Raw genomic sequence first — 19,951 nt, 5'->3', positions numbered from 1 at the left:
CACCGGAGGGACGACATGCCCAACATCACCGTCGAGCTGCTGCGCGGCCGCACGATCGAGCAGCGTCGCCAGTTCGCCCAGGCCGTGGCCGACAGCGCCGTCGAGATCCTGGGCGCCCGCCGCCAGGACGTCCGTATGGTCTTCCAGGAGATCACCCCGGACATCGTCGCCAACGGCGGCGTGCTGGCCAGCGAGGACGAGAGCCGGGCCGGCGTGGTCGCCGCTCTGGCCGACGACTGAGCCTGCAGGCACCGGACAGCAGACCGGACAGCACCGCGACAGCGGTGCAGGTGTGGGCCCGGAGGATCCGTCCTCCGGGCCCGCACCTGTCTCACCCCCGCGCTACTGCACCCGGACCGTCACCCTGGTCTCGGCCGGCAGGGCCAGGTCGCTGCCGAGATAGGAGACCGTCAGTGTCAGGTCCCCCTTCTTCGGCCGGGGCACCTCGAACCGCACGCGGCCGTCCTGGACCGTGCCCAGCAGCGTGGGACCGTCCTTGACGGCGACCCGCACCTGCCCCGTCACCGGCACCTCGTGCGCCGCGGTGAGGGACACGGTGACGGCGGCCTTGTTCCCGGCGGCCCGCGTCGCCGCGATCTCCATCGTGGGCACCACCTTCTCCACCACGACCCGCACCCTGGACGACGACGCCCGGTGGTCGGCGTCGCCCCCGTACCGGAGGGTCAGGTCGTACACCCCCGGCTGGAGCGACCTGGCCGCCAGGACGAGGGTCGCCCGTCCGTCCGCGACCGTGCCGCTCGCCAGCGGTGTGGTGCCGTCGCTCAGCTCGACCGTGCCCGTGGCGGTGTCCGGCGACACAGCCACCGAGACCGTGCCCGCCGTGCCGTAGGTGACGGGCAGGGCCACGCCGGCCACCGCCGTCACCGCGGGCGACTTCACCGTGACGGTCACTGTGGCGACGGCGGAGAGGTCCTCCCCGTCGTCGGCCCGGTAGGTGAAGACGTCCTTGCCGGAGAACCCGTCGTCGGAGACGTAGGTGAACGAACCGTCCGCCTCCAGGGTGACCCGGCCGTTGGCCGGCTGCGTCACAGCGGTGGCGGTGAGCACGTTGCCGTCCTCGTCGGTGTCGTTGGCCAGGACGCCCGGCGCCGGGAGCGTCAGGGGCTGGCCGCCCACCGCCGCATAGGCGTCGTTGGCCGCCACCGGTGCGGTGTTGACGGGCGGCTGCTCGCCCTCCTCCACCGTGACGGTCACCGTGGTCGCCGCGGACGTCGCCGTGCCGTCGGAGGCCTTGTAGGTGAACGTGTCCGTCCCGGAGTACCCGCTGTCCGGCGTGTAGGTGAACGACCCGTCCGCCCGGAGCACGACGTCGCCGTGCGCCGGCTGGGTGAGCCCGGTCGCCGTCAGGTCGTCGCCGTCGATGTCGGTGTCGTTGGCCAGGAGCCCCGGCGCCGCCACCTCCAGCGGCTCGTCCTCGACGGTGCCGTAGGCGTCGGCGGCACCCACGGGCGCCGTGTTCGACGCCGTCCCGGCGTGCAGGTCGGCCACCTGCTCGGCGGTCAGCTCGTACCCGAACATCCGGAAGTCGTCGACCAGGCCGTCCCAGCGTGCGTCCGGCCAGCTCGTGCCGCCCACGAGGTTCGTCGTCGTCCGGCCGTCCACCCCGACGTCACCGATGGTGACGGTGAAGTCGTCGCGCGTGGCCTGGAGCTCGCCGTCGAAGTAGATCTTCCCGACCGAGCCGCTCTGGGTGAACACGACGTGCGTCCACTCGTTCAGCGGCAGGTCGTTGCCCTGGCCCAGCACCAGACGTTCCTGGGCGCTGCCCGGGGTGCCGGGCGCCTTGAACGTGGCCGCGAAGCCGGTGGCCCCGCTGACCTGGGTGTTGGACTGGAGCAGGAAGAACGTGTCGGTGCTGCTGCCGATCTGCAGCAGCGGCACCCAGGTGGGCAGGGCGTCGGGCCGGGCCCAGATCGAGACGCTGAACTGGTCCTCCATGCCGGCCTCGATGTCGTCGGGCAGCTCGACCTGGTTGCCCGTGCCGGAGCCGCCGCCGGGCAGGTTGACCGCCCCGCCGAACCGTCCGGCCGTGCTCCAGCCCGTCGTCCCGGTCAGGGTCGCCGCCCCGACCGAGCTGTCCAGGCCGGTGTTGGCCGCCGTCGACCCCTGTCCCTCGTCGAAGGTGTAGTGGATCGGCGTGCCCTCGCCGGGCGGCGGCCGCTCGACCGTGTGCTCCACGGTCTGGGCGGAGTCGCGCCACCCGTCGTCGGCGAGGAAGCGGACCTGCACCTCGTGGTCGCCCGGCGAGAGCGCCACGTCCGTGAACCGCACCGCGCCGTCGGCGACGTCGACCTGCCCGCCCACGCGGGCCCCGTCGACCCAGAGCTCGGCGACGCCCGCAGGGGCCCCGCCGCTCTCGGCCGCGACGGCGCCCGTGACGTCGACCGGCTCGCCGAACGGCGACGGGGAGCCCGGCTCGACCGTGACCGTGGTGGTCGTGGCCAGCGCCGTGCCGTCGGCGTACAGGGCCGCGACGTCGGCGTCCCCGAGCGCCGAGGTGTAGACCCGGACGTCGTCCATCAGACCGTCGTAGGCCGGGTCCGGGAACCCGTTGCGGCCCAGCCAGTTGTTCGCCGTCGGGCCCACGTCGGTCATGTCGATCGTCAGGTCCGACCGCGACGCGATCGGCTCGCCGTTCAGGTAGAGCGTGCCGGTCGCACCCTGGCGGGTGAAGGCGACGTGGTTCCACTCCCCCGCCACGACGTCCCGGGTCGGTGTGGCGTAGACCCGTTCCTGCAGGGCCGCACCCTTGGCCTTGAACGTCGCCGCGAGCCCGGTGGCCCCGGCGGCGTTGGTCTGCATCTGGATCTGGAAGAAGCTGCCCGCGTCCGCGAGCCCGTCCCCGATGTGGAACAGACCGGTCCAGCCGGCCTTGGTGTCCGGCCGCACCCAGAACGCGGTGGTGAAGCTCTCCTCGCCCTGGAGCAGGTTGTCGGGCAGGTCCACGGCGTTGGCGTTGCTGCCGCCCGTGAGGTCGAGGGCGTCGCCGAAGACGCCGTTCTCGCTCCACCCGGTCCCGCCGGTGAGCGTGGCCGCTCCCACGGCCAGGTCGGTCCCGCTGTTGGCGGCCCGGGTCCCTGTGCCCTCCTCGAACTCGTAGTGCACGGGGACGTCGGAGGCGCCGGGGTCGGAGCCCACGATCACCAGGTCGTCGATCATGACGCCCGCGCCGGAGTCCCCGGCGCTGATGGTCAGGTCCTGCGACCGTGCCCCCGCGACGAAGGTCCCGACGTAGGTGCCGAACCGGGTCTGCGACGACAGGTCGCTCCCTGCCGTCAGCGTGGCCGACAGGTCACCGACCGTGAGGTCCGCCGTGCCGGGCGCGGTGCCCGTGGACCGGCTGTCGCGCGCGTACCGCAGCGAGAGGCGGTACTCGCGGCCCGGGTCGAGGCCCTTGACCGTGCGCGTCAGGTCGCCCCCGCTGCCCACCGCGAGGTGGTATCCCGTCAGGCCGAGGCCGCCCTGGCCGGCCGCCGCCGCGCGGACGAGCTGCACCTTGCCGTCCACCTCCCACGGGGACATGCGGCCGTTTCCGGGCTCGACGTCCACCACGGCGGGCGGGTTGGCCGAGCGCCACTCCGCGGGGATGCGCGGGTACTCGAGCTGGTCCACCAGGTGCGGGGACCGGGCGTCCATCTCGACCGTGGGGTCGATCTGCACGATGTCGGCCACCGACGGCGTGCCGTCCTCGTCGAAGACGAACAGCATGTAGGCGCCGGGCGGGGCGTAGGTGCCGTCGACCGGGGTCTCGATCGTCAGCGTGCCGCCGTCCTGCGCGAACGCGAGGTCCTGGAAGTTCTGGTCGTTGTTGAACCCGTGCGTCACGGAGCCGTTGCGGACCAGGGTGACGCGGGAGACCGCGCCGTCGGCCTGCACGTCGAACGTGCCGTCGTAGCCGACCTTCTTGGGCACACCCGTGACCTGGGGCCGGACCGCCGGCTCGTCACCGTCGAAGAGGTACGCCGGGGAGTAGAACTCGACGTCGGTGTAGTTGCGCGGGCCCGGGGTGCCGCCGCCGCCCACCATCAGGCGGCCGTCGGGCAGGAGCAGGGCCGTGGAGTGGTAGAGCCGGGCGTGCTCGTAGGGCACGTCCACGACCGTCCACTCGCCGGTGTCGGGGTTCCAGATCTCGGCGGTGGTGACGTAGCCGCCGTTGCCGTTGTTGTCGCGCGAACCGCCGGTGACGATGACGTTGCCGTCGGGCAGCACGGTCGAGGTGGCCCAGTGCCGCTGGTAGCGCATCGGCTGCGTCGCCTCGACCACGGGTGCGTCGGTGCCGCCCGTGATGTCGACGGTGAAGCCCGCGCGGGCGCCGTCGGGGCCGCCGCCGTTGGCCCACCAGCCGCCGCCCACCTGCAGGATCTTGCCGGGGCGGTACATGGTGGCCGTCGACGTGGCGCCGACCGGGTTGCCGAGGCCGCCCTGGTCGGCGACGTCCGCAGGCAGGGTGCCGCGCAGGATCACCTCGCCGTCACCCGAGGGGTCGAGCTCGTACATCTGCGTGCCGGTGATGTTGAAGACGTTGCCGTTGCCCGGCGCGACGAACGCGCGCGGGTACCACCAGCGGTTCTCGTCGGGCCCGTTGCCGTTCCCGCCGTCGCCGTACGCCGCCGCGCTCGTGGCACCCTCCAGGAGCTTCCAGGAGCTGCCCTCGTCCGGCGTGTAGATCTCCGGCGTGAGCACGCCGGGGCCGCCCGGGCCGCCCTTGAGGCTGCCGCCCTGCACCACGACGGAGCCGTCGGGCAGGGTGGTGCCCGTGGGGTACCAGCGCGGGTAGTTCATCGGGGCCTCGGTGCGCAGGCCCTGGTTGGTCGTGTAGCTGGTGACGCCGATCGCGGCGTCGTTGGGCGCGTTGCCGCCCAGGCCGTCGTCACCGCCGACCGTCAGGGTGGCCCGCCGGTGCGGCATCTGGACCTGCATCGAGCAGAACAGGTCGGTGTACGTCGAGTTCGCGACGAGGCCCGAGCTCACGTTGGCGGCCGTGCGCTCCTCGGCCGGGTCCCAGACGTCGATCTCCATCTGGCCGCCCTGCACCACGCACGAGTTGCCGTAGAAGTCGTACGGCGTGGTGTCCGTGCAGCCCGAGGACACGCTGCCGAACGACTGGACCTTGCCGTCGGACGTCAGCGCCGCGTTGATCGGCACCAGCGGCCACGGCGTGACGCCGCTCCAGGCACCGTTCTCCGCCTTGGACGGCGGCGAGCAGTCGGCCGGGAGCAGGCCCGCGGTGTAGGCCAGGCCGTTCTTGATCTGGGTGCGGATCGGGGCCTCGGCGTACGCCGTGCCCTCGTGCCCCATCCCCGAGTACCACGACCGGCCGGAGTCGATCTCCTGGCACCACGTGATCGGGTGGTTGGTGCCGTTGTTGCCCCCGCCGTACGACGACTCGTCCGCGTTCAGCAGCGTACGCACGTGGGGCGCCGGGTTGACCAGCCAGTCGTACCACTCGTCGCTGCGGGTGAACTCGGCCGGCAGGCCCTGGGTCAGCGGGTGCGAGGTGTCCTTGACCACCACGCGGCCCGGGCGCACCGCGGGGTTCTCCGGGTGGCCCTCGGACGCCGCGCCCACGAGCCGGGCGTAGAACGGGTTGACGTCGTGCTCGCTCTGGCCCACCGACCAGCCGGCGTAGTGCAGGCCGAGGTAGCCGCCGCCACCGCGGATGTAGGCCTCCAGCGCGGCGCGCTGTTCCACGTTGAACAGCACGCCGCCGGTCTGGGCGAACGCGATCGTGTCCTTGGTCGCGAGGTTCGCCGTGGTGAACGCCGCGGGGTCGTCGGTCTCCTGGATCTCGACCGGCTGGTCGTACTCGACGCCCAGGTCGGTCACGAGATCGCGGATGGCCTGGCGGGCCTGGACGTGCGAGGCGTGGAAGTTCGACTTGTAGAAGAGCAGGACGCGCAGCACGCCGTCGTCGACGGAGCCGGACGCGGCCTGCGCGGGCGCGGTGCCCGACGGCGCGGCCTGGGCGGCGCCGGCCCCGAGGGGGACGGACACCAGCAGGGCGGTCAGTGCGGCCGCCAGACGTACGGGCGTCCGGCGGGGTCGGCGACCACGGTGTCGCCGGTCAGGTCTGCGTAGCAGGTTCATCGTTGATCCCTTTTCGCACAGTCTTCATGGACATGTTTCATGGACATGAGGCAGCCCGGACGGCCGGCCCCCGCCCGGGGCCGGCCGCCCAGACGTGTCGCTGGGTACTGCCTGTCTTCTTCGGGTGCTCTCTCGGTGGTGGGTACGGGGTCAGCGGAGCTCGGCGATGACCGTCTTCAGCTCCGTGTAGTCGTCCAGGCCGAACGAGCCGAGCTCTCGCCCCCAGCCGGACTGCTTGAAGCCGCCCCGCGGGAGGGTGACGTCGTCCGCGTGCCAGGTGTTGAGCCAGACCGTGCCGGCCCGCAGCCTGCTGCCGACCCGGTGGGCCGTGCTCAGGTCGCGCGACCAGACGCCCGCGGCCAGGCCGTAGACGGTGTTGTTGGCCGCGGCGACCACCTCGTCCTCGCTGTCGAACGGGATGGCCGTGACCACGGGTCCGAAGATCTCGTCGGTCTGGACGGCCATGTCCTCGGTCACGTCGGTGATCAGGGTGGGCGAGAAGAAGTAGCCGCGGTCGGCGGCCGGTCCGGCGCTGCCTGCGGCGAGCGTGGCGCCGTCGGCCACGGCGCCGCGGACGTAGCCCATGACCTTCTCGTGCTGCTCCTGCGAGACCAGGGGGCCCATCGTCGTGGCCGGGTCGAACGCGTCGCCCACCCGGATGGCCCGGGCCGCCGCGGCCACACCCTCGATGACCTGGTCGTACACGTCGCGCTGCACGTACAGGCGCGAGCCGTTGACGCAGCACTGGCCCTCGTTGAAGTAGCCCGCGAGCGCTGCCCCGGCGATGGCGGCGTCCAGGTCGGCGTCGGCGAAGACGATGTTGGGCGCCTTGCCGCCGAGCTCCAGCGACACCTTCTTGAGGTTCTTCGAGGCACCGGCGGCGATCTTCTTGCCCACCTCGGTGCTGCCGGTGAAGGCGACCTTGTCGACGCCGGGGTGGTCGACCAGCGCGGCGCCCGCGTCCCCGAACCCGGGCAGCACGTTGACCACGCCGGCCGGGACGCCGGCCTCCAGCAGCAGCTCGCCGAGCCGGAGCGCGGTGAGCGGCGTCTGCTCGGCCGGCTTGAGCACGACGGTGTTGCCCGCGGTGATCGACGGGATCACCTTGAAGGCGGCCATCGTGAGCGGGAAGTTCCACGGCACGATGCCGGCGACCACACCGATGGCCTCACGCCGGGTGTAGGCGTGGAAGTCGCGGCCGGGCACCGACATCGGGATGGTCGTGCCCTCCATCTTGGTGGCCCAGCCCGCGAAGTAGCGGAACAGCTCCGCGGCCACGCCGACGTCGCCGCGGGCGGACGCGAGGCTCTTTCCGTTGTCGAGCGACTCGAGCTGCGCGAACTCCTCGGTGCGCTCCTCGATCATGTCGCCGATGCGCCACAGGAGGTGCGACCGGTCGCGCGGCGACATCCGCGACCACGGCGAACCGTGCTCGAAGGCGTTGCGGGCGGCGGTGACCGCGCGGTCGGCGTCGACCGCGGAGGCCTGCGCCACCTGGACGAGCGTCTCCTCGGTCGCGGGATTCACGGTGGCGAAGGTCTGGCCGTCCTTGGCGTCCACCCACTCGCCGTCGATCAGGAGCTGCTTGGGCGAGGAGAGGAACGCGGAGACGGCGGGCAGGAGCTGGGGATTCTCGGACATGGGGGCCTTCCGTGGGATCGGGGTTCTCGGGAAGAACGGGCTACTTGATGACCAGCACCTTCGACCGGTCGAGGGTGAGGGCGACGGCGGCGACGATGATCGCGCCGTACAGGATCTGCTCGTAGGCGGACGGGACGCCGACGATGGGCAGCCCGACGCGCAGCAGGGTCACGACCAGCGCCCCCGCGAGGCTGCGCCACAGCGAGCCGTGCCCGCCGGTGATGGCGGTACCGCCCACCACGATGGCGGCCACCGCGGGCAGCAGGAGGTTGTCCGCCATGGTCGGGCTGCCGCTGAAGTTCCGGGAGACGAGCATGACGGCGGCCAGGCCGGCGCACGCCCCGGAGAGCGTGAACGCCCCGACCTTGACCAGGTCGACCGGCGCACCGCCCAGCCGGGCCGCCGCCTCGGAGTACCCGGTGGCCCGGACCCAGCTGTCGAGCGGCGTGAACCGCAGCACCAGGGACACTGCCACGACCACGAGCAGCGCGACGACGAAGGCCATCGGCACCACGCCGGCCACGTAGAGGGTGAGCCAGTGGGTGGCGTCGCGGTCGGTCACCCGGACGGGTCCGGCGTCCGAGATCACCAGTGCGACCGCGGTGAAGATGCTCATGCCGCCGAGCGTGACGATGAACGAGGGGATGCGCAGCAGCACGTGGGCGGTGCCCTGCAACGCCCCGATCACGCCGGTGACCGCGACGACCGCGACGGTGGTGAGCCCGCCGAGGCCGGGCAGCCACAGCGCGAAGAGCACCGTCGCCAGCGAGCAGAGGGCGGCGATCGACAGGTCGATGCCGCCGCACAGGACCACCACGGTCGCGCCGGCCGCGAGCACGACGAGCGGCGCCGACGTGCGGACCGCGGCCGTGAGGCTGCTCAGGGAGAAGAACCCCGGGTCGGCGATCGTGAGTGCTGCGAGCAGCACGACGAGCGCGATGACCGGCATGAACGACGTGAGCCGCTGGCCCGTGGTGGGGCGCGCCGCGACGGCGGCGTCGGGGGCCTGCGGGGTGAGGACGGGCGTGGACATGCTCAGACCATCTCCTTCACGAGGTCGAGCGGGGTCGGCTTGCCGCCCGCAGGGGCGGCGACCTCCGTGGTCGCGCGGCCGTCGCTCATCACGACGATCCGGTCGGACATCCCGATGGCCTCCTCGAGGCTGTCGGCGAGCAGCACCGTGGCCACGCCGGTGCCGGCGAGCTCACGCATCAGGCGGTACACCTCCGAGCGCGCCCCCACGTCGAGGCCGCGCGTCGGGTGGTCGAGCAGCAGCAGGCGGACGTCGCCGGCCACGAGCCAGCGGGCCAGCACCACCTTCTGCTGGTTGCCGCCCGACAGCCGCTGGATCGCGGTGCCCCGGTGCGGGGTGCGGATCGAGAGCCGCTCGATCCAGCCGTCGACCAGCGTCGCCTGCTTGCGCGGCCGCACCACGGGCCCGGCACAGCGGGCGTGCTGCTTGGTCAGGGTCATGTTGTCGGCCACCGACATGGGGCCGACCATCCCCTCGGTCTTGCGTTCGGCGGGCACGTAGCCGATGCCGGCCGCGCACGCCGCGCGGGTGCCGGACAGGTCGAGCCGCTCGCCGTCGAGCACCACCTCGCCGGCCGTGACCGGCTCGGCGCCGAACAGCGCGCGGCACACGTCCTCGCGCCCGGAGCCGTGCACGCCGACGATGCCGACGATCTCCCCCGCGTGGACGTCGAGGTCGACGTCCCGGAAGCTCCGGCCGGTCAGCCCGCGCACCACGAGGCGTGGCCGGCGGGGTTCGTCGGACGTCGCGGCCGCCGCCCCGTGGTAGTGGTCGTCCGAGCCGGTGGCCCCGATCATCATCCGGTGCAGCTCCGCGGGGGCCGCGTCCGCGGCCGGCAGCTCGCCCACCGAGCGGCCGCCGCGCAGCACGGCGACCCGGTCGCAGACGTCGAGCACCTCGTCGAGCCGGTGCGAGACGAAGACGACGGACGCGAACTCGCGCAGCCGGCGCACCTGCGTGAACAGGGTCTCGATCTCCTTGGCCTCCAGCACGGAGGTGGGCTCGTCGAGGATGATGACGGGCGGGTGCGAGGTGCGTTCCTCGATGCGCAGCACCTTGGCGATCTCGACCATCTGGCGGTCCGCGAACGACAGGGTGTCGGTGCGCGCGAGCGGGTCGATGTGCGACCCGATCTTGTCGAGCTGCTCCTGCGCGAGCCGGCGCATCGTGCTCCAGCGGTAGATGCCGCGGCGCACGCCCGGGCCCTCGCTGCCCAGCACGATGTTCTCGGCCGCGGTGAGGTTGGGCACCAGCGACTGCTCCTGGAAGACCATGCCGATGCCGTGGTCGGCGGCGTCGACCACGCTCCTCAGGCGCACCTTCTCGCCGCGTACCCAGATCTCGCCGGCGTCGGGGCGCACCAGCCCGACGAGCGCCTTGAGCAGCGTGGACTTGCCGGCGCCGTTCTCGCCGGCCAGGCCCAGCACCTCGCCCGGGCGTACGACCAGGTCGACGCCGTCGAGGGCCTTGACGCCCGGGTAGTGCTTGACCAGGCCGCGTACCTCCAGGGCGTGCGGGGCTGCGGTGTGCGGGGTGGCGGTCACTTGGTCACCTGGTTCCTACGACGCTGCGGGATGACGGCGGCCGCGACGGCCGCGACGACGATGAGGCCCTGGACACCGCCCTGCCAGTAGGGGCTCACCCCGACCTGGACGAGCCCGTTGGTCAGCACGGTCACCAGCAGCACCCCGACCGTGGACTGGAGGATGCCGCCGCGCCCGCCGGTGAGCAGGGTGCCGCCCACGACGGCCGCCGTGATGGCGGAGAAGTCGTAGCCCCGGCCCGCCTGGACCAGGCCCGCGCTGAGCTGGCTGGTGACCAGCACGCCGGCGAGCCCGTAGAACGCGCCCGCCATCGTGAAGACCGCGACCTTGTAGGGCGCCACCCGGACGCCGGAGAGCGCCAGCACCTCCTCGGCACCGCCGATCGCGAAGGCGTACCGGCCCAGCCGGGTGTAGCGCTGCACGAGCCAGGCCACCAGCACGCAGGCCAGGGCGATCCACGTCAGGAGCGCCAGCCCGGCGAACCGCTCCACGGCCCAGCCGCCCACCGTGGCGTCGGTGATGTTGGGCTGCACGCCCGCGAACAGGAGGGTGGCCACACCCAGGCCGACGGCGGAGACGCCGAGGGTGGCCATGAACGACGGCACCTTGAGCAGCACCAGCGCGAGCCCGCTGAGACAGCCGAGCGCGGCCGCGAGCAGCACGGCGACGCCGACGCCGAGCAGCCCCAGGTCGTTGTCGTTGCGGTTGTTGGCGACCAGGAGCGCGACCGTGATCGCGGACGCGCCCATGATGCCGGGGGCGGACAGGTCGATCGACCCCATCATCAGCACGAAGCTGATGCCGCAGGTCACCACGGCGAGGACCGCCGCGGCGTCGAGGACGTTCTGCACGTTGGACAGCGTGCGGAAGTCGGGGCTGAGGACCGCGAAGATCCCGGACACGACGACCAGGGCGATCGGCGGGCCGGCGTCCCGCAGCGACACCCCCCGCCGAGGCCGGGGGCGGGACGCGGGCACGACGCCGGTGCGGGCCCCGGAGCCGGCCCCTGTGCCGGCTCCGGTGTCGGTGGGGGGTGCCATGGTCACGAGATCGCGCCCTGCGAGCGGCTGAAGAGGTTGTCGCAGGCGAAGTCGGCCTCGCTGGTGGCCGGCGAGACGAAGTCGGCCACGTTGTCCTGCTGGATGAGGAACTGCTCGGCGTACCAGGCACGGTCCTCGTCGGCGATGTCCTCGACGGCGAGCTCCCCGGTGGCCACGCAGTAGCCGATGGCCAGGCCGATACCGCCCTGCCACGGGCCGTCGCTGGAGACGGTGGCCGTCATGGTGCCGTCCTGGATCGCGGTGAGCGCGTCCGGCACGGCGTCGATGCCGACCACCGCGACGTCGTCCCGCCCGGCCTGCTCCAGGGCCTCCAGCGCGCCGAGCGCCATGTCGTCGTTGGCCGCCCAGATGCCCTTGACGTCGTCGCCGTGCTTGGTGAGCAGGGTCTTGGTGACCTCCAGGGCCTCGGCCCGGGAGAAGTTGGCGGTCTGGTCGTCGAGCAGCTCGACGTCGGGGTTGGCCGCGAGGGACTCCTCCAGCCCGGCGAACCGGTCCTTGGCCGCGCCGGTGTCGAGGATGCCCTGGAGGGCGACGATGCCGCCCGAGCCGCCGATGGCCTCGGCCAGCGCGTCGCCGATCTGCCGGCCGGACTCGACGCCGTCGTAGGTGATGTGGGACAGCCAGTGGTCGTAGTCGGTGACGTCCAGGTCGGCCGGCTTGTTCCACTGGGTGACCAGGTAGGCGCCCGCGTCCTGCGCGCCCTCGACGATGGGCGGGGTGTCGGAGTCGCCGTTGGGCAGCACGTTCATGACCAGGCACTCCGTGTCGCCCGCCAGGAGCTGGCTGATCTGCTCCTGCTGGCGGGTCGAGTCGCCGTCGTAGGTGAGCCGCTCCTGGGTGAGGCCGACCTGCTCGGCGAAGGCGTCGCCGCCGTCGAGCCACGAGGCCTCGTAGGGGTTGGACTCGTTGCGGACCTGGCCCACCAGGGTCACGTCGGCGGGGTCGCAGGCGCCGGAGGCGGCCTCGCCGCCCTCGCCGGCGGCCGTCTCGGTGCAGCCGGTGAGCGTGACGGCCGCGAGGGCGACGCCGAGGGCGGCGGCCGTGTGCCGGGCCGCGGAGCGTCGAGAGGTGAACTTCATTGTCGTTCCTCGATTTCGTTCGGTGCCGGTGTCCGGCGGTGGGGGTGTGGCGGGGGGACGGGTCAGCGGGCCATCCATCCGCCGTCGACGGCCAGGACGTGGCCGTTGACGTAGTCGGCGGCGGAGGAGCTGAGGAAGACGGCCGCTCCGGCGATGTCCTCGGCGGTACCCCAGCGGCCGGCCGGGATGCGTTCGAGGATGGAGCGCGAGCGGTCCGCGTCCTCGCGGAGCGCCGTGGTGTTGTCGGTGACCATGTAGCCGGGGGCGATGGCGTTGACCTGGACGCCGTGCGGTCCCCACTCGTTGGCCAGGGCCTTGGTGACCCCGGCGACGCCGTGCTTGCTCGCGGCGTACGACACCACCCGCAGGCCGCCCTGGAAGGACAGCAGGCTGGCGATGCTGACGATCTTGCCGTGGCCGCGCTCGACCATCGGGCGGCCGAGCTGCTGGGTGAGGGCGAAGAGGCCGTTGAGGTTGACGTCGAGCACGTGCTGCCAGGCGTCCCGGCGCACGGCCACGGAGTCCTCGCGGTCGATGATGCCCGCGTTGTTGACCAGCACGTCGATCCGGCGCGCGGCGGTCAGCTCGGCACCGACCCGCTCGACCGCGTCGAGGTCGCTCACGTCGAGGTCGACGACGTCGGCCTGCGCACCGAGCGCGACGACCTGGTCGCGGGTCTCCTCCTGGCGGCCCGGCCGGCCCAGCAGCACGACGTCCGCCCCCGCGCGGGCGAGGCCGAGCGCGACGGCACGACCGAGACCGCGTCCCGCGCCGGTCACCGCGGCGCACCGGCCGTGCAGGTCGAAGGGCGAGCGCGCCGGGCCGCCGGGGTCGGTCGTCACAGGTCCTCCAGCGCGACCGGGCTCAGGTCGGTGTAGTGGTTGTTCTCGCCGGCCATGGCCCAGATGAAGGCGTACGACCCGGTGCCGGCCCCGGCGTGGATGGACCACGGCGGGGAGATGACGGCCTCGCGGTTGCGCAGCACGAGGTGCCGCGTGGCGCCGGGCTTGCCCAGGAAGTGGAAGACGCGGTCGTCCTCGTCGAGGTCGACGTAGCAGTAGACCTCGGTGCGCCGGTCGTGCAGGTGCGGCGGGAACGTGTTCCAGACCGAGCCGCTGGCGATCACGGTGACGCCGAACTGGAGCACCGAGGTCTTCAGCTCCTGGCCCCACGCGTACCGGAAGAGGTTGCGCTCGTTGGCGGCCTCTGCCGAGCCCAGCGGCACCGGCTCCACCTCGCCGTGGCGCAGCGCCTGGGTCGGGTAGGTCGCGTGGGCCGGGGCGGACACGAAGTAGAAGGCGGCGTCGGCGCCACCGAAGGACACCTCGCTGCCCCGCCCCACGAACAGGCCGTCGAGGTGGTCGAGCTCGAACTTCTCGTCGTCCACGACCACATGACCGGCGGAACCGACGTTGATGACGCCGAGCTCGCGGCGTTCCAGGTGGGTCTCGGTGCCCAGCACCTCGGTCCAGGACGGCAGGGCGAGCTCCTCCGCGCCGGGGAGCGCCCCGCCCACCACCATCCGGTCGTCGTGGGTGTACGTGCCCCGGACCTCTCCGCTCACGAAGAGGTCTGCGACGAGGAAGCTCTCGCGCAGGTCCGCGGTGGTGGCCGTCTCCGCGCCGGACGGAGATGTCGAGTATCGAACCTGGATCACGAGGTCGCCTCTCGGTTTGTGAACTGCGTTCGTCTATGTGAACTTGCTCGACCATAGACGTGACCTGGCTCACGGGTCAAGGGGCGGAAACCTGTCCATGTATGCGAACTCGGGGTAGGGTCGGAATCACCCGGGGGGCTCCCCGGTGCACCGTGGAAGGGCCAGGGGAGAACATCGATGCCGCTACAGAAGGAACTGCGCAGGGAGTCGGCCGGTGCGGGCGACGCCGGGCCGGTCAAGTCCGCCGCGCGCGCCCTGGACCTGCTGGACGACATCGCGGCGCGCGGCCCCGGCACCCAGCTCCAGCTCTCGACCCGCCTGGGCATCCCCAAGAGCAGCCTGCACGCGCTGCTGCGGACCATGACCGACCGCGGCTGGCTGCAGACCGACCCCACCGGGAGCGTCTACCAGCTCGGCATCCACTCCCTCGTCGTGAGCTCCGCCTACCTCGACGGCGACCCGGTCCTGGCCCGGGCCACGTCGGTGCTCGACGAGGTCGCGGCCGTCACCGAGGAGACGGTCCACCTCGGCCGGCTCGACGGCGCCGACGTCATCTACACGGCCAAGCGCGAGTCGGTGCACCCGCTGCGCATGCACTCCGCCGTCGGGCGGCGCCTCCCGGCCTACGCCACCTCGCTGGGCCGTGCGCTGCTCGCGGAGCTGCCGGCCGAGGCGCGGCGCGACCTGGTGCCGGAGTCGATCGCCGCGATCACGTCGCACACGACCACCGACAAGGAGGCCGTGCTCGAGATCATCGACCGCGCGGCCGACCAGGGCTACGCCACCGAGAGCGAGGAGTCCTGCCTCGGGGTGCGCTGCTTCGGCGTCGCGCTCCCGTTCGGCCACCGGGCCGTGGACGCCATGAGCGTCGCCGTGCCGATCAGCCGGCTCGGCGGCGGGCGCGAGGACCTCATCATCGAGACCCTGCTGAGCGTGAAGTCGCGGCTCACGGCGGTGCACGACAACAGCATGGTGCGCTGAGCACGCGGGCCCCGCAGCGCCGGACGCTGCGGGGCCCGCGTGCTCAGGCGGTCAGTCCACGTCGCCGCGCCAGGCTCCGGTCTCGGTGCCGCGAGCCTCGATGTACTCCTTGAACCGGTCGAGGTCGCCCTGGACCCGGCGGTCGTCGGCGTTCAGGGCGCTGCCGATCTTCTCCGTGGCGTCCTCGGGCGTCCAGTCGAGCTGCACGGTGACCCGGGACTGCGCGTCGTTCAGGCGGTGGAAGGTGACCACCCCGGCCTGTTCGGGACCGGACACGCTCTTCCACGCCACGCGCTCGTCCGGGTGCTGCTCGGTGATCTCGGCGTCGAACTCGCGCTCGACCCCGCCCACCTTCGTCGTCCAGTGCGTGCGGGTCGGGCCCAGCTGACGGATCTCCTGCACGCCCTGCATGAACCGAGGGAACTCCTCGAACTGCGTCCACTGGTTGTACGCCGTGCGCACCGGGACGTCGACGTCGACGGACTTCGTGATGCTCGTCATGAGCGTCTCCTCTTCTCTCGGGTCCTTCCACCCTCGGGCCGTGCCCGGTCACTCGCCCGCCGGGCGACCGGGCGCGCACGCGAACGTGCGAGTGGGCGCGAACGGGTCCAGCGTCGGAGGGGACCAGACCGCGAAGGAGCACTCCATGCGCATCGGGTACACCCTCATGACCGAGCAGAGCGGGCCGCGCGAGCTGGTCCGGCACGCGACGGCGGCCGAGGACGCCGGCTTCGACTTCGAGCTCTCGAGCGACCACTACTCCCCCTGGCTCCCGGAGCAGGGCCACGCGCCGAACGCGTGGGTGCTGCTGGGGGCCGTGGCCCAGGCCACGAGCCGGGCCGAGCTGATGACCTTCGTGACCTGCCCGACGATGCGCTACCACCCGGCCGTGGTGGCCCAGCAGGCGGCGACGCTGCAGATCCTGGCCGACGGCCGGTTCACCCTGGGGCTCGGCGCGGGCGAGAACCTGAACGAGCACGTGGTGGGCCGGGGCTGGCCCAGCATCGAGGTGCGCCACGACATGCTCGAGGAGGCGGTCCACGTCATCCGCGAGCTGCTCACCGGCGATCTCGTGACGTGGGAGGGCAAGCACTTCCGCGTCGACTCGGGGCGGCTCTGGGACACACCGGGAACGGGCGTCGAGATCGGGGTCGCGGTCTCCGGCGAGCGCGGCGTCGAGCGCTTCGCGCCCCTGGCCGACCACGTGGTCCAGGCGATGCCCGACGGCGACGTGGTGCGGCAGTGGCAGGCCGCGCACCCCGGCGGGTCGCGCGTGTTCGGGCAGGTGCCGATCTGCTGGGACCCGGACGAGCAGGCAGCGGTCGAGCGGGCGCACGCGGAGTTCCGCTGGTTCGGCGGCGGCTGGTCGGTCAACGCGGACCTGCCCACACCCGCCGGGTTCACCGCGGCCTCGCAGTTCGTGCGGCCCGAGGACGTCGCGTCGTCGATCGCGTGCGGCCCGGACCTGGACAGGCTCGCCGAGAGCGCGCGCCCCTTCCTGGAGGCCGGGTTCACCGACCTGGCGATCGTGCAGGTGGGCGAGCACCACCAGGACCGGTTCCTGGCCGAGGCCGCCGGGCCGCTGGTCGAGCGGCTGCGCAACCTGTAGCAGGCCGGCCCCTCAGGTCCGGTCGGCGGCACCCTCGCCGAGACCGAACCGCAGACCCAGGTGGTCCATCGTGGCCGGGAGCGGATCCTCCGCGAGGTAGCGGCCGCGGGCCACCCGGAGGTCGTGGGCGGCCAGGTGCGCCAGCAGGTGCGACGTCACCAGCAGCACGACGTTCCGGCCCGGGCACGACACCGGTCCCCCGCTGAACGGCACCAGCCCCCAGTCGTCGGCGTTGCGGCCGTCCAGCCACGCCTCGGGCACGAACGCGTCGGCGTGACCGAGCCGTGCCGGGTCGCGGTGGAAGAACGCGCTGACCACGGCGAACCCCGTGCCGGCGGGCAGGGTGCGCTCACCCCACACGGTGGGAGCGGTGGAGTCCCGCAGCACCACGAGCGTCGTCGGCCACAGGCGCAGCGACTCCAGCACGCAGGCGCGCGCGTAGGGAAGGAGGGCGGTGCCGGGCCCCGGCGCGGCCACCTCGGCCAGCAGCCGCGCGCGCACCTCGGGCCGGGCGGACACGACGGCGAGCGCCCGCAGCGTCGCCGCCCCGGCGGCGTCGAACGCGAACAGCCAGTGCGGTACCTGGCCCGGGGCCGTGGCGGCGCCCGCGGCGTGCGCCGCCGCGGCCAGGGTGCCCGGCTCCGGGGCGGCCAGGTAGGACTCGATGCGGCTCGCGAGCTCGGTGCGGCGGCGCTCGTCCCGCGGGTGGAACCACGACCAGTTCGCGTCCCGGCGCAGGGCGTCGAGCAGGTCCACGAGCTCCCGGTCGGCGCGTGCGCCGGCGCCGAGCACCACCTGGAGCACGATGCCCCACCACACGTCCGTGAACGTCGCGGCGTCGAGCCCGCCGGAGCCGCGCAGCCGACGCGCCAGCTCCGCAGCTCCGTGCCGTACGGCGTCGGTGAAGGCGGCTCCGTCGTCGTGCACGGGCAGCTCCGTGCGCAGGGCGGTCTCGTTGAAGGGGCGGCGGTAGCGCCGGTCGGCGGTGGACGAGATGAGCACGCCGTCGGGCTGGAAGTGGCGCAGGGCGCCGACCTTCTCCTTCGACGCGGGAGTGAAGGGCTCGGGTGACTCCTCGAGCAGCCGGCGCACGTGACCGGGCTCGGTGACCACGACCATGCGGCGCGGGCCGAGCCGCAGGACGAGCGGGGCGCCGTCGTGCCGTGCGCGCAGCCCGGTCAGGACGGCGCGGGCGGCGCGGTCGGTCTGGTGACGCTCGGCCCAGGCGGTGGCCCGGGGACGGCGGACGATCGCGCCCTGGGCGACCAGGGGTGCGAGCACGCCCGCCACGACGCGGGTGGCCTCCGCGGGGTTCAGGTCTACCGGTGTGGACGTCATGGAGCCTCGCCTTCGGGTGTGCCGTGCGCTCGTGGGTGGGTGGGTCAGGTGCCGTCGGCACCCGGCGCGAAGACCTGCCGGTAGAGCGCGACGGCCTCGTCCACGACGGGCCGGGCGAGGTAGGCCACCGGCGTGATCTCGACGAGCAGCGGCTCGCAGTCCGGGCCGCGGGCGGAGACCGTGCCCGTCAGCAGCCACGGGAAGCGGTCGTCCACCATGAGGTGGGCGTACTGGCTGAGCTGGCGTGCCACCCAGTGCTCCACGGGACGGGTCCACCACGGCTCCGGCGTCATCGGGTTGGCGCTGAGCCCCGGCATCAGGCAGCCGCTCTCGTGGTCCCGGCTGACCGTGGACCGGTCGGCCTCCGGGCCCGCGCTGAAGCGCACGTACACCGGCGCCAGGAGCTGGGCGAGCTCGGCCGCCTCGGCGAGCGACCCGAGCCGGGGCACACCCGGCGGCGGCGAGGAGCCGGCCCGGTCGCCGGTCACGACCGGTGCTCCCGCACGGTGCACGGGCGGAACCTCAGGCGGCCGGGTCGAGCACTACCTTGACGCATCCGTCGTCCTTTCCCCGGAACATCGCGTAGGCCTCGGGCGCCCGTTCGAGCGGCCAGCGGTGGGTGCGCAGGTCGAGCACGCCGAGGGGGTCGGCCGGGTCACCCACCAGTGGCAGCAGGTCGTCCGTCCAGCGGCGGACGTTGGCCTGCCCCTGCCGTATCGTCACCTGCTTGTCGAAGAGCCGCAGCATGGGCAGCGGGTCCTTGGCGCCGCCGTAGACGCCCGCGAGCGAGAGCACGCCGCCCCGGCGCACGAGCTCGATGCCGGTCAGGAGGGCGGCCAGCCGGTCGGTCCCGGCGTGCTCGGTGAGCGGCTTGGCCAGCATGTCGGGCAGCAGGCCGGAGGCCTTCTGCATCGTCTCGGCGAGCGGTGAGCCGTGCGCCTCCATGCCGACCGCGTCGATCACCGCGTCCGGGCCGCGGCCCTCGGTCAGGTCGCGCACGGCGCCGACGACGTCGGTCCGGTTCTGGTCGATCACCGTGGCACCGTGGCGGGCCGCCATCGCCAGCCGTTCGGGCACCAGGTCGACGCCGACCACGAGCCCGGCGCCGCGGTGCGCGGCGACGCGGGCCGCCATCTGGCCGATCGGGCCCAGGCCCAGCACCACGACCGACCCGCCCTCGGGCACCTGGGCGTACTCGACCGCCTGCCACGCCGTGGGCAGCACGTCCGAGAGGTAGAGGTAGCGCTCGTCGGGCTCGCCGTCGTCGGGCACCACGACCGGGCCGTAGTGCGCCTGGGGCACCCGCAGGTACTCGGCCTGCCCGCCCGGCACCTGCCCGTACAGCTTCGTGTACCCGAACAGGGCGGCTCCGCTGCCCTGGTCCGTCACCTGCGTGGTCTCGCACTGGGACTGCAGCCCGTGGCGGCACATCCAGCACCCGCCGCAGGCGATGCCGAACGGGACCACGACCCGGTCGCCGGGCTTCAGGTCACCGGCCTCGGGCCCGACCTCCTCGACCACCCCCATCGCCTCGTGCCCCAGCACGTCGCCGGCGTCGAGGAAGGCGCCCAGCACCCCGTACAGGTGCAGGTCGGACCCGCAGATCGCCGTCGAGGTGACCCGCACGACCGCGTCCTGCGGTTCCTGGATCGTCGGGTCCGGCACGTCCTCGACGCTGACCCGCTCGTTGCCCTGCCAGGTGAGTGCTCGCATGTTCGCCGTCCGATCCGTGTCGTCTGCGTCGGCCTCGTCCTGCCAGCCTCACCCCGGGCGCGGTCACCCGCATCAGCACGGGATCCGGCACGGATCTCGGCACAGGATCCGGCACGGAAGTGGCGGGAAGCGGTTCGAGATGCGAGTGGTTCCGGGGCGCTCGACGGTGGTGGAACCGGAAGAAGCC

The 19,951-nt window shown here is 73.0% G+C and carries 15 protein-coding genes; 3 read left to right on the top strand and 12 right to left on the bottom strand.

Features of this window, described 5'->3' with window-relative positions; all coding sequences use genetic code 11:
- Positions 1 to 15: 15 nt before the first annotated feature.
- Positions 16 to 240, top strand: a complete 225-nt coding sequence (locus ACIG47_RS03480; protein ID WP_397429627.1) for a 4-oxalocrotonate tautomerase family protein — start codon at positions 16 to 18, stop codon at positions 238 to 240.
- Between the two features lie 102 nt (positions 241 to 342).
- Here ACIG47_RS03480 and ACIG47_RS03475 read toward each other — a convergent pair whose 3' ends face one another.
- The 8 genes from ACIG47_RS03475 to kduI all read right to left on the bottom strand — a co-directional run bounded on the left by ACIG47_RS03475 (position 343) and on the right by kduI (position 14,123).
- The gene (locus ACIG47_RS03475; RefSeq protein WP_397429626.1) at positions 343 to 6,015 is read right to left on the bottom strand and encodes a LamG-like jellyroll fold domain-containing protein; all 5,673 of its coding nucleotides are present in this window, start codon (positions 6,013 to 6,015) and stop codon (positions 343 to 345) included.
- 243 nt (positions 6,016 to 6,258) lie between these two features.
- The gene (locus ACIG47_RS03470; RefSeq protein WP_397429625.1) at positions 6,259 to 7,749 is read right to left on the bottom strand and encodes an aldehyde dehydrogenase family protein; all 1,491 of its coding nucleotides are present in this window, start codon (positions 7,747 to 7,749) and stop codon (positions 6,259 to 6,261) included.
- Between the two features lie 40 nt (positions 7,750 to 7,789).
- A complete protein-coding gene (locus tag ACIG47_RS03465; protein ID WP_397429624.1) occupies positions 7,790 to 8,782 on the bottom strand; it encodes an ABC transporter permease in 993 nt (330 codons plus the stop codon).
- A gap of 2 nt (positions 8,783 to 8,784) precedes the next feature.
- Positions 8,785 to 10,326 (bottom strand): sugar ABC transporter ATP-binding protein, encoded by a 1,542-nt coding sequence (locus ACIG47_RS03460; protein ID WP_397429623.1) that lies wholly within the window; start codon positions 10,324 to 10,326, stop codon positions 8,785 to 8,787.
- Positions 10,323 to 11,366 (bottom strand): ABC transporter permease, encoded by a 1,044-nt coding sequence (locus ACIG47_RS03455; protein ID WP_397429989.1) that lies wholly within the window; start codon positions 11,364 to 11,366, stop codon positions 10,323 to 10,325. Before ACIG47_RS03455 ends, ACIG47_RS03460 begins: the two co-directional genes overlap by 4 nt.
- Before the next feature lie 2 nt (positions 11,367 to 11,368).
- Positions 11,369 to 12,466: a sugar ABC transporter substrate-binding protein gene (locus tag ACIG47_RS03450; protein ID WP_397429622.1), complete on the bottom strand. Its 1,098-nt coding sequence runs from the start codon at positions 12,464 to 12,466 to the stop codon at positions 11,369 to 11,371.
- Between the two features lie 62 nt (positions 12,467 to 12,528).
- Positions 12,529 to 13,308 (bottom strand): 2-dehydro-3-deoxy-D-gluconate 5-dehydrogenase KduD, encoded by a 780-nt coding sequence (gene kduD, locus ACIG47_RS03445; RefSeq protein ID WP_397417975.1) that lies wholly within the window; start codon positions 13,306 to 13,308, stop codon positions 12,529 to 12,531.
- Positions 13,305 to 14,123, bottom strand: a complete 819-nt coding sequence (gene kduI, locus ACIG47_RS03440; RefSeq protein ID WP_397429621.1) for a 5-dehydro-4-deoxy-D-glucuronate isomerase — start codon at positions 14,121 to 14,123, stop codon at positions 13,305 to 13,307. Before kduI ends, kduD begins: the two co-directional genes overlap by 4 nt.
- Positions 14,124 to 14,300: 177 nt before the next feature.
- Between kduI and ACIG47_RS03435 the strand changes: the two genes are divergently transcribed.
- Entirely contained in the window at positions 14,301 to 15,104 is an 804-nt protein-coding gene (locus ACIG47_RS03435; protein WP_397417971.1) for an IclR family transcriptional regulator, read from the top strand.
- Between the two features lie 51 nt (positions 15,105 to 15,155).
- On the opposite strand, the gene ACIG47_RS03430 is transcribed toward ACIG47_RS03435, so the two are convergent.
- A complete protein-coding gene (locus ACIG47_RS03430; protein WP_397417969.1) occupies positions 15,156 to 15,605 on the bottom strand; it encodes an SRPBCC family protein in 450 nt (149 codons plus the stop codon).
- Positions 15,606 to 15,750: 145 nt separating this feature from the next.
- Here ACIG47_RS03430 and ACIG47_RS03425 point away from each other — a divergent pair, with 145 nt between their 5' ends.
- Positions 15,751 to 16,713, top strand: a complete 963-nt coding sequence (locus ACIG47_RS03425) for a TIGR03557 family F420-dependent LLM class oxidoreductase (RefSeq protein WP_397429620.1) — start codon at positions 15,751 to 15,753, stop codon at positions 16,711 to 16,713.
- Between the two features lie 12 nt (positions 16,714 to 16,725).
- Here ACIG47_RS03425 and ACIG47_RS03420 read toward each other — a convergent pair whose 3' ends face one another.
- From ACIG47_RS03420 to ACIG47_RS03410, 3 genes are read right to left on the bottom strand one after another with little or no spacing between them, the layout of a single operon-like run.
- Entirely contained in the window at positions 16,726 to 18,051 is a 1,326-nt protein-coding gene (locus tag ACIG47_RS03420) for a cytochrome P450 (RefSeq protein WP_397429619.1), read from the bottom strand.
- A 44-nt stretch (positions 18,052 to 18,095) separates the two neighbouring features.
- Entirely contained in the window at positions 18,096 to 18,563 is a 468-nt protein-coding gene (locus ACIG47_RS03415; protein WP_397429618.1) for a DUF6098 family protein, read from the bottom strand.
- A 10-nt stretch (positions 18,564 to 18,573) separates the two neighbouring features.
- A complete protein-coding gene (locus tag ACIG47_RS03410; RefSeq protein WP_397429617.1) occupies positions 18,574 to 19,764 on the bottom strand; it encodes a zinc-dependent alcohol dehydrogenase in 1,191 nt (396 codons plus the stop codon).
- Between the last annotated feature and the right edge of the window lie 187 nt (positions 19,765 to 19,951).

It is taken from the genome of Promicromonospora sp. NPDC052451, assembly GCF_044547525.1.
Taxonomy (GTDB): Bacteria; Actinomycetota; Actinomycetes; order Actinomycetales; family Cellulomonadaceae; genus Promicromonospora.
The sequence above is the reverse complement of the archived record's forward strand: the minus strand, read 5'-3'. Positions and strand labels throughout refer to the sequence as shown.

Bases quoted from the DNA above. Each gene is read 5' to 3' on its own strand.
- ACIG47_RS03420 (WP_397429619.1), bottom strand. From the start codon at position 18,051: ATGACGTCCACACCGGTAGACCTGAACCCCGCGGAGGCCACCCGCGTC.
- ACIG47_RS03435 (WP_397417971.1), top strand. From the start codon at position 14,301: ATGCCGCTACAGAAGGAACTGCGCAGGGAGTCGGCCGGTGCGGGCGAC.
- ACIG47_RS03410 (WP_397429617.1), bottom strand. From the start codon at position 19,764: ATGCGAGCACTCACCTGGCAGGGCAACGAGCGGGTCAGCGTCGAGGAC.
- ACIG47_RS03480 (WP_397429627.1), top strand. From the start codon at position 16: ATGCCCAACATCACCGTCGAGCTGCTGCGCGGCCGCACGATCGAGCAG.
- ACIG47_RS03425 (WP_397429620.1), top strand. From the start codon at position 15,751: ATGCGCATCGGGTACACCCTCATGACCGAGCAGAGCGGGCCGCGCGAG.
- ACIG47_RS03430 (WP_397417969.1), bottom strand. From the start codon at position 15,605: ATGACGAGCATCACGAAGTCCGTCGACGTCGACGTCCCGGTGCGCACG.
- ACIG47_RS03470 (WP_397429625.1), bottom strand. From the start codon at position 7,749: ATGTCCGAGAATCCCCAGCTCCTGCCCGCCGTCTCCGCGTTCCTCTCC.
- ACIG47_RS03450 (WP_397429622.1), bottom strand. From the start codon at position 12,466: ATGAAGTTCACCTCTCGACGCTCCGCGGCCCGGCACACGGCCGCCGCC.
- ACIG47_RS03455 (WP_397429989.1), bottom strand. From the start codon at position 11,366: ATGGCACCCCCCACCGACACCGGAGCCGGCACAGGGGCCGGCTCCGGG.
- ACIG47_RS03465 (WP_397429624.1), bottom strand. From the start codon at position 8,782: ATGTCCACGCCCGTCCTCACCCCGCAGGCCCCCGACGCCGCCGTCGCG.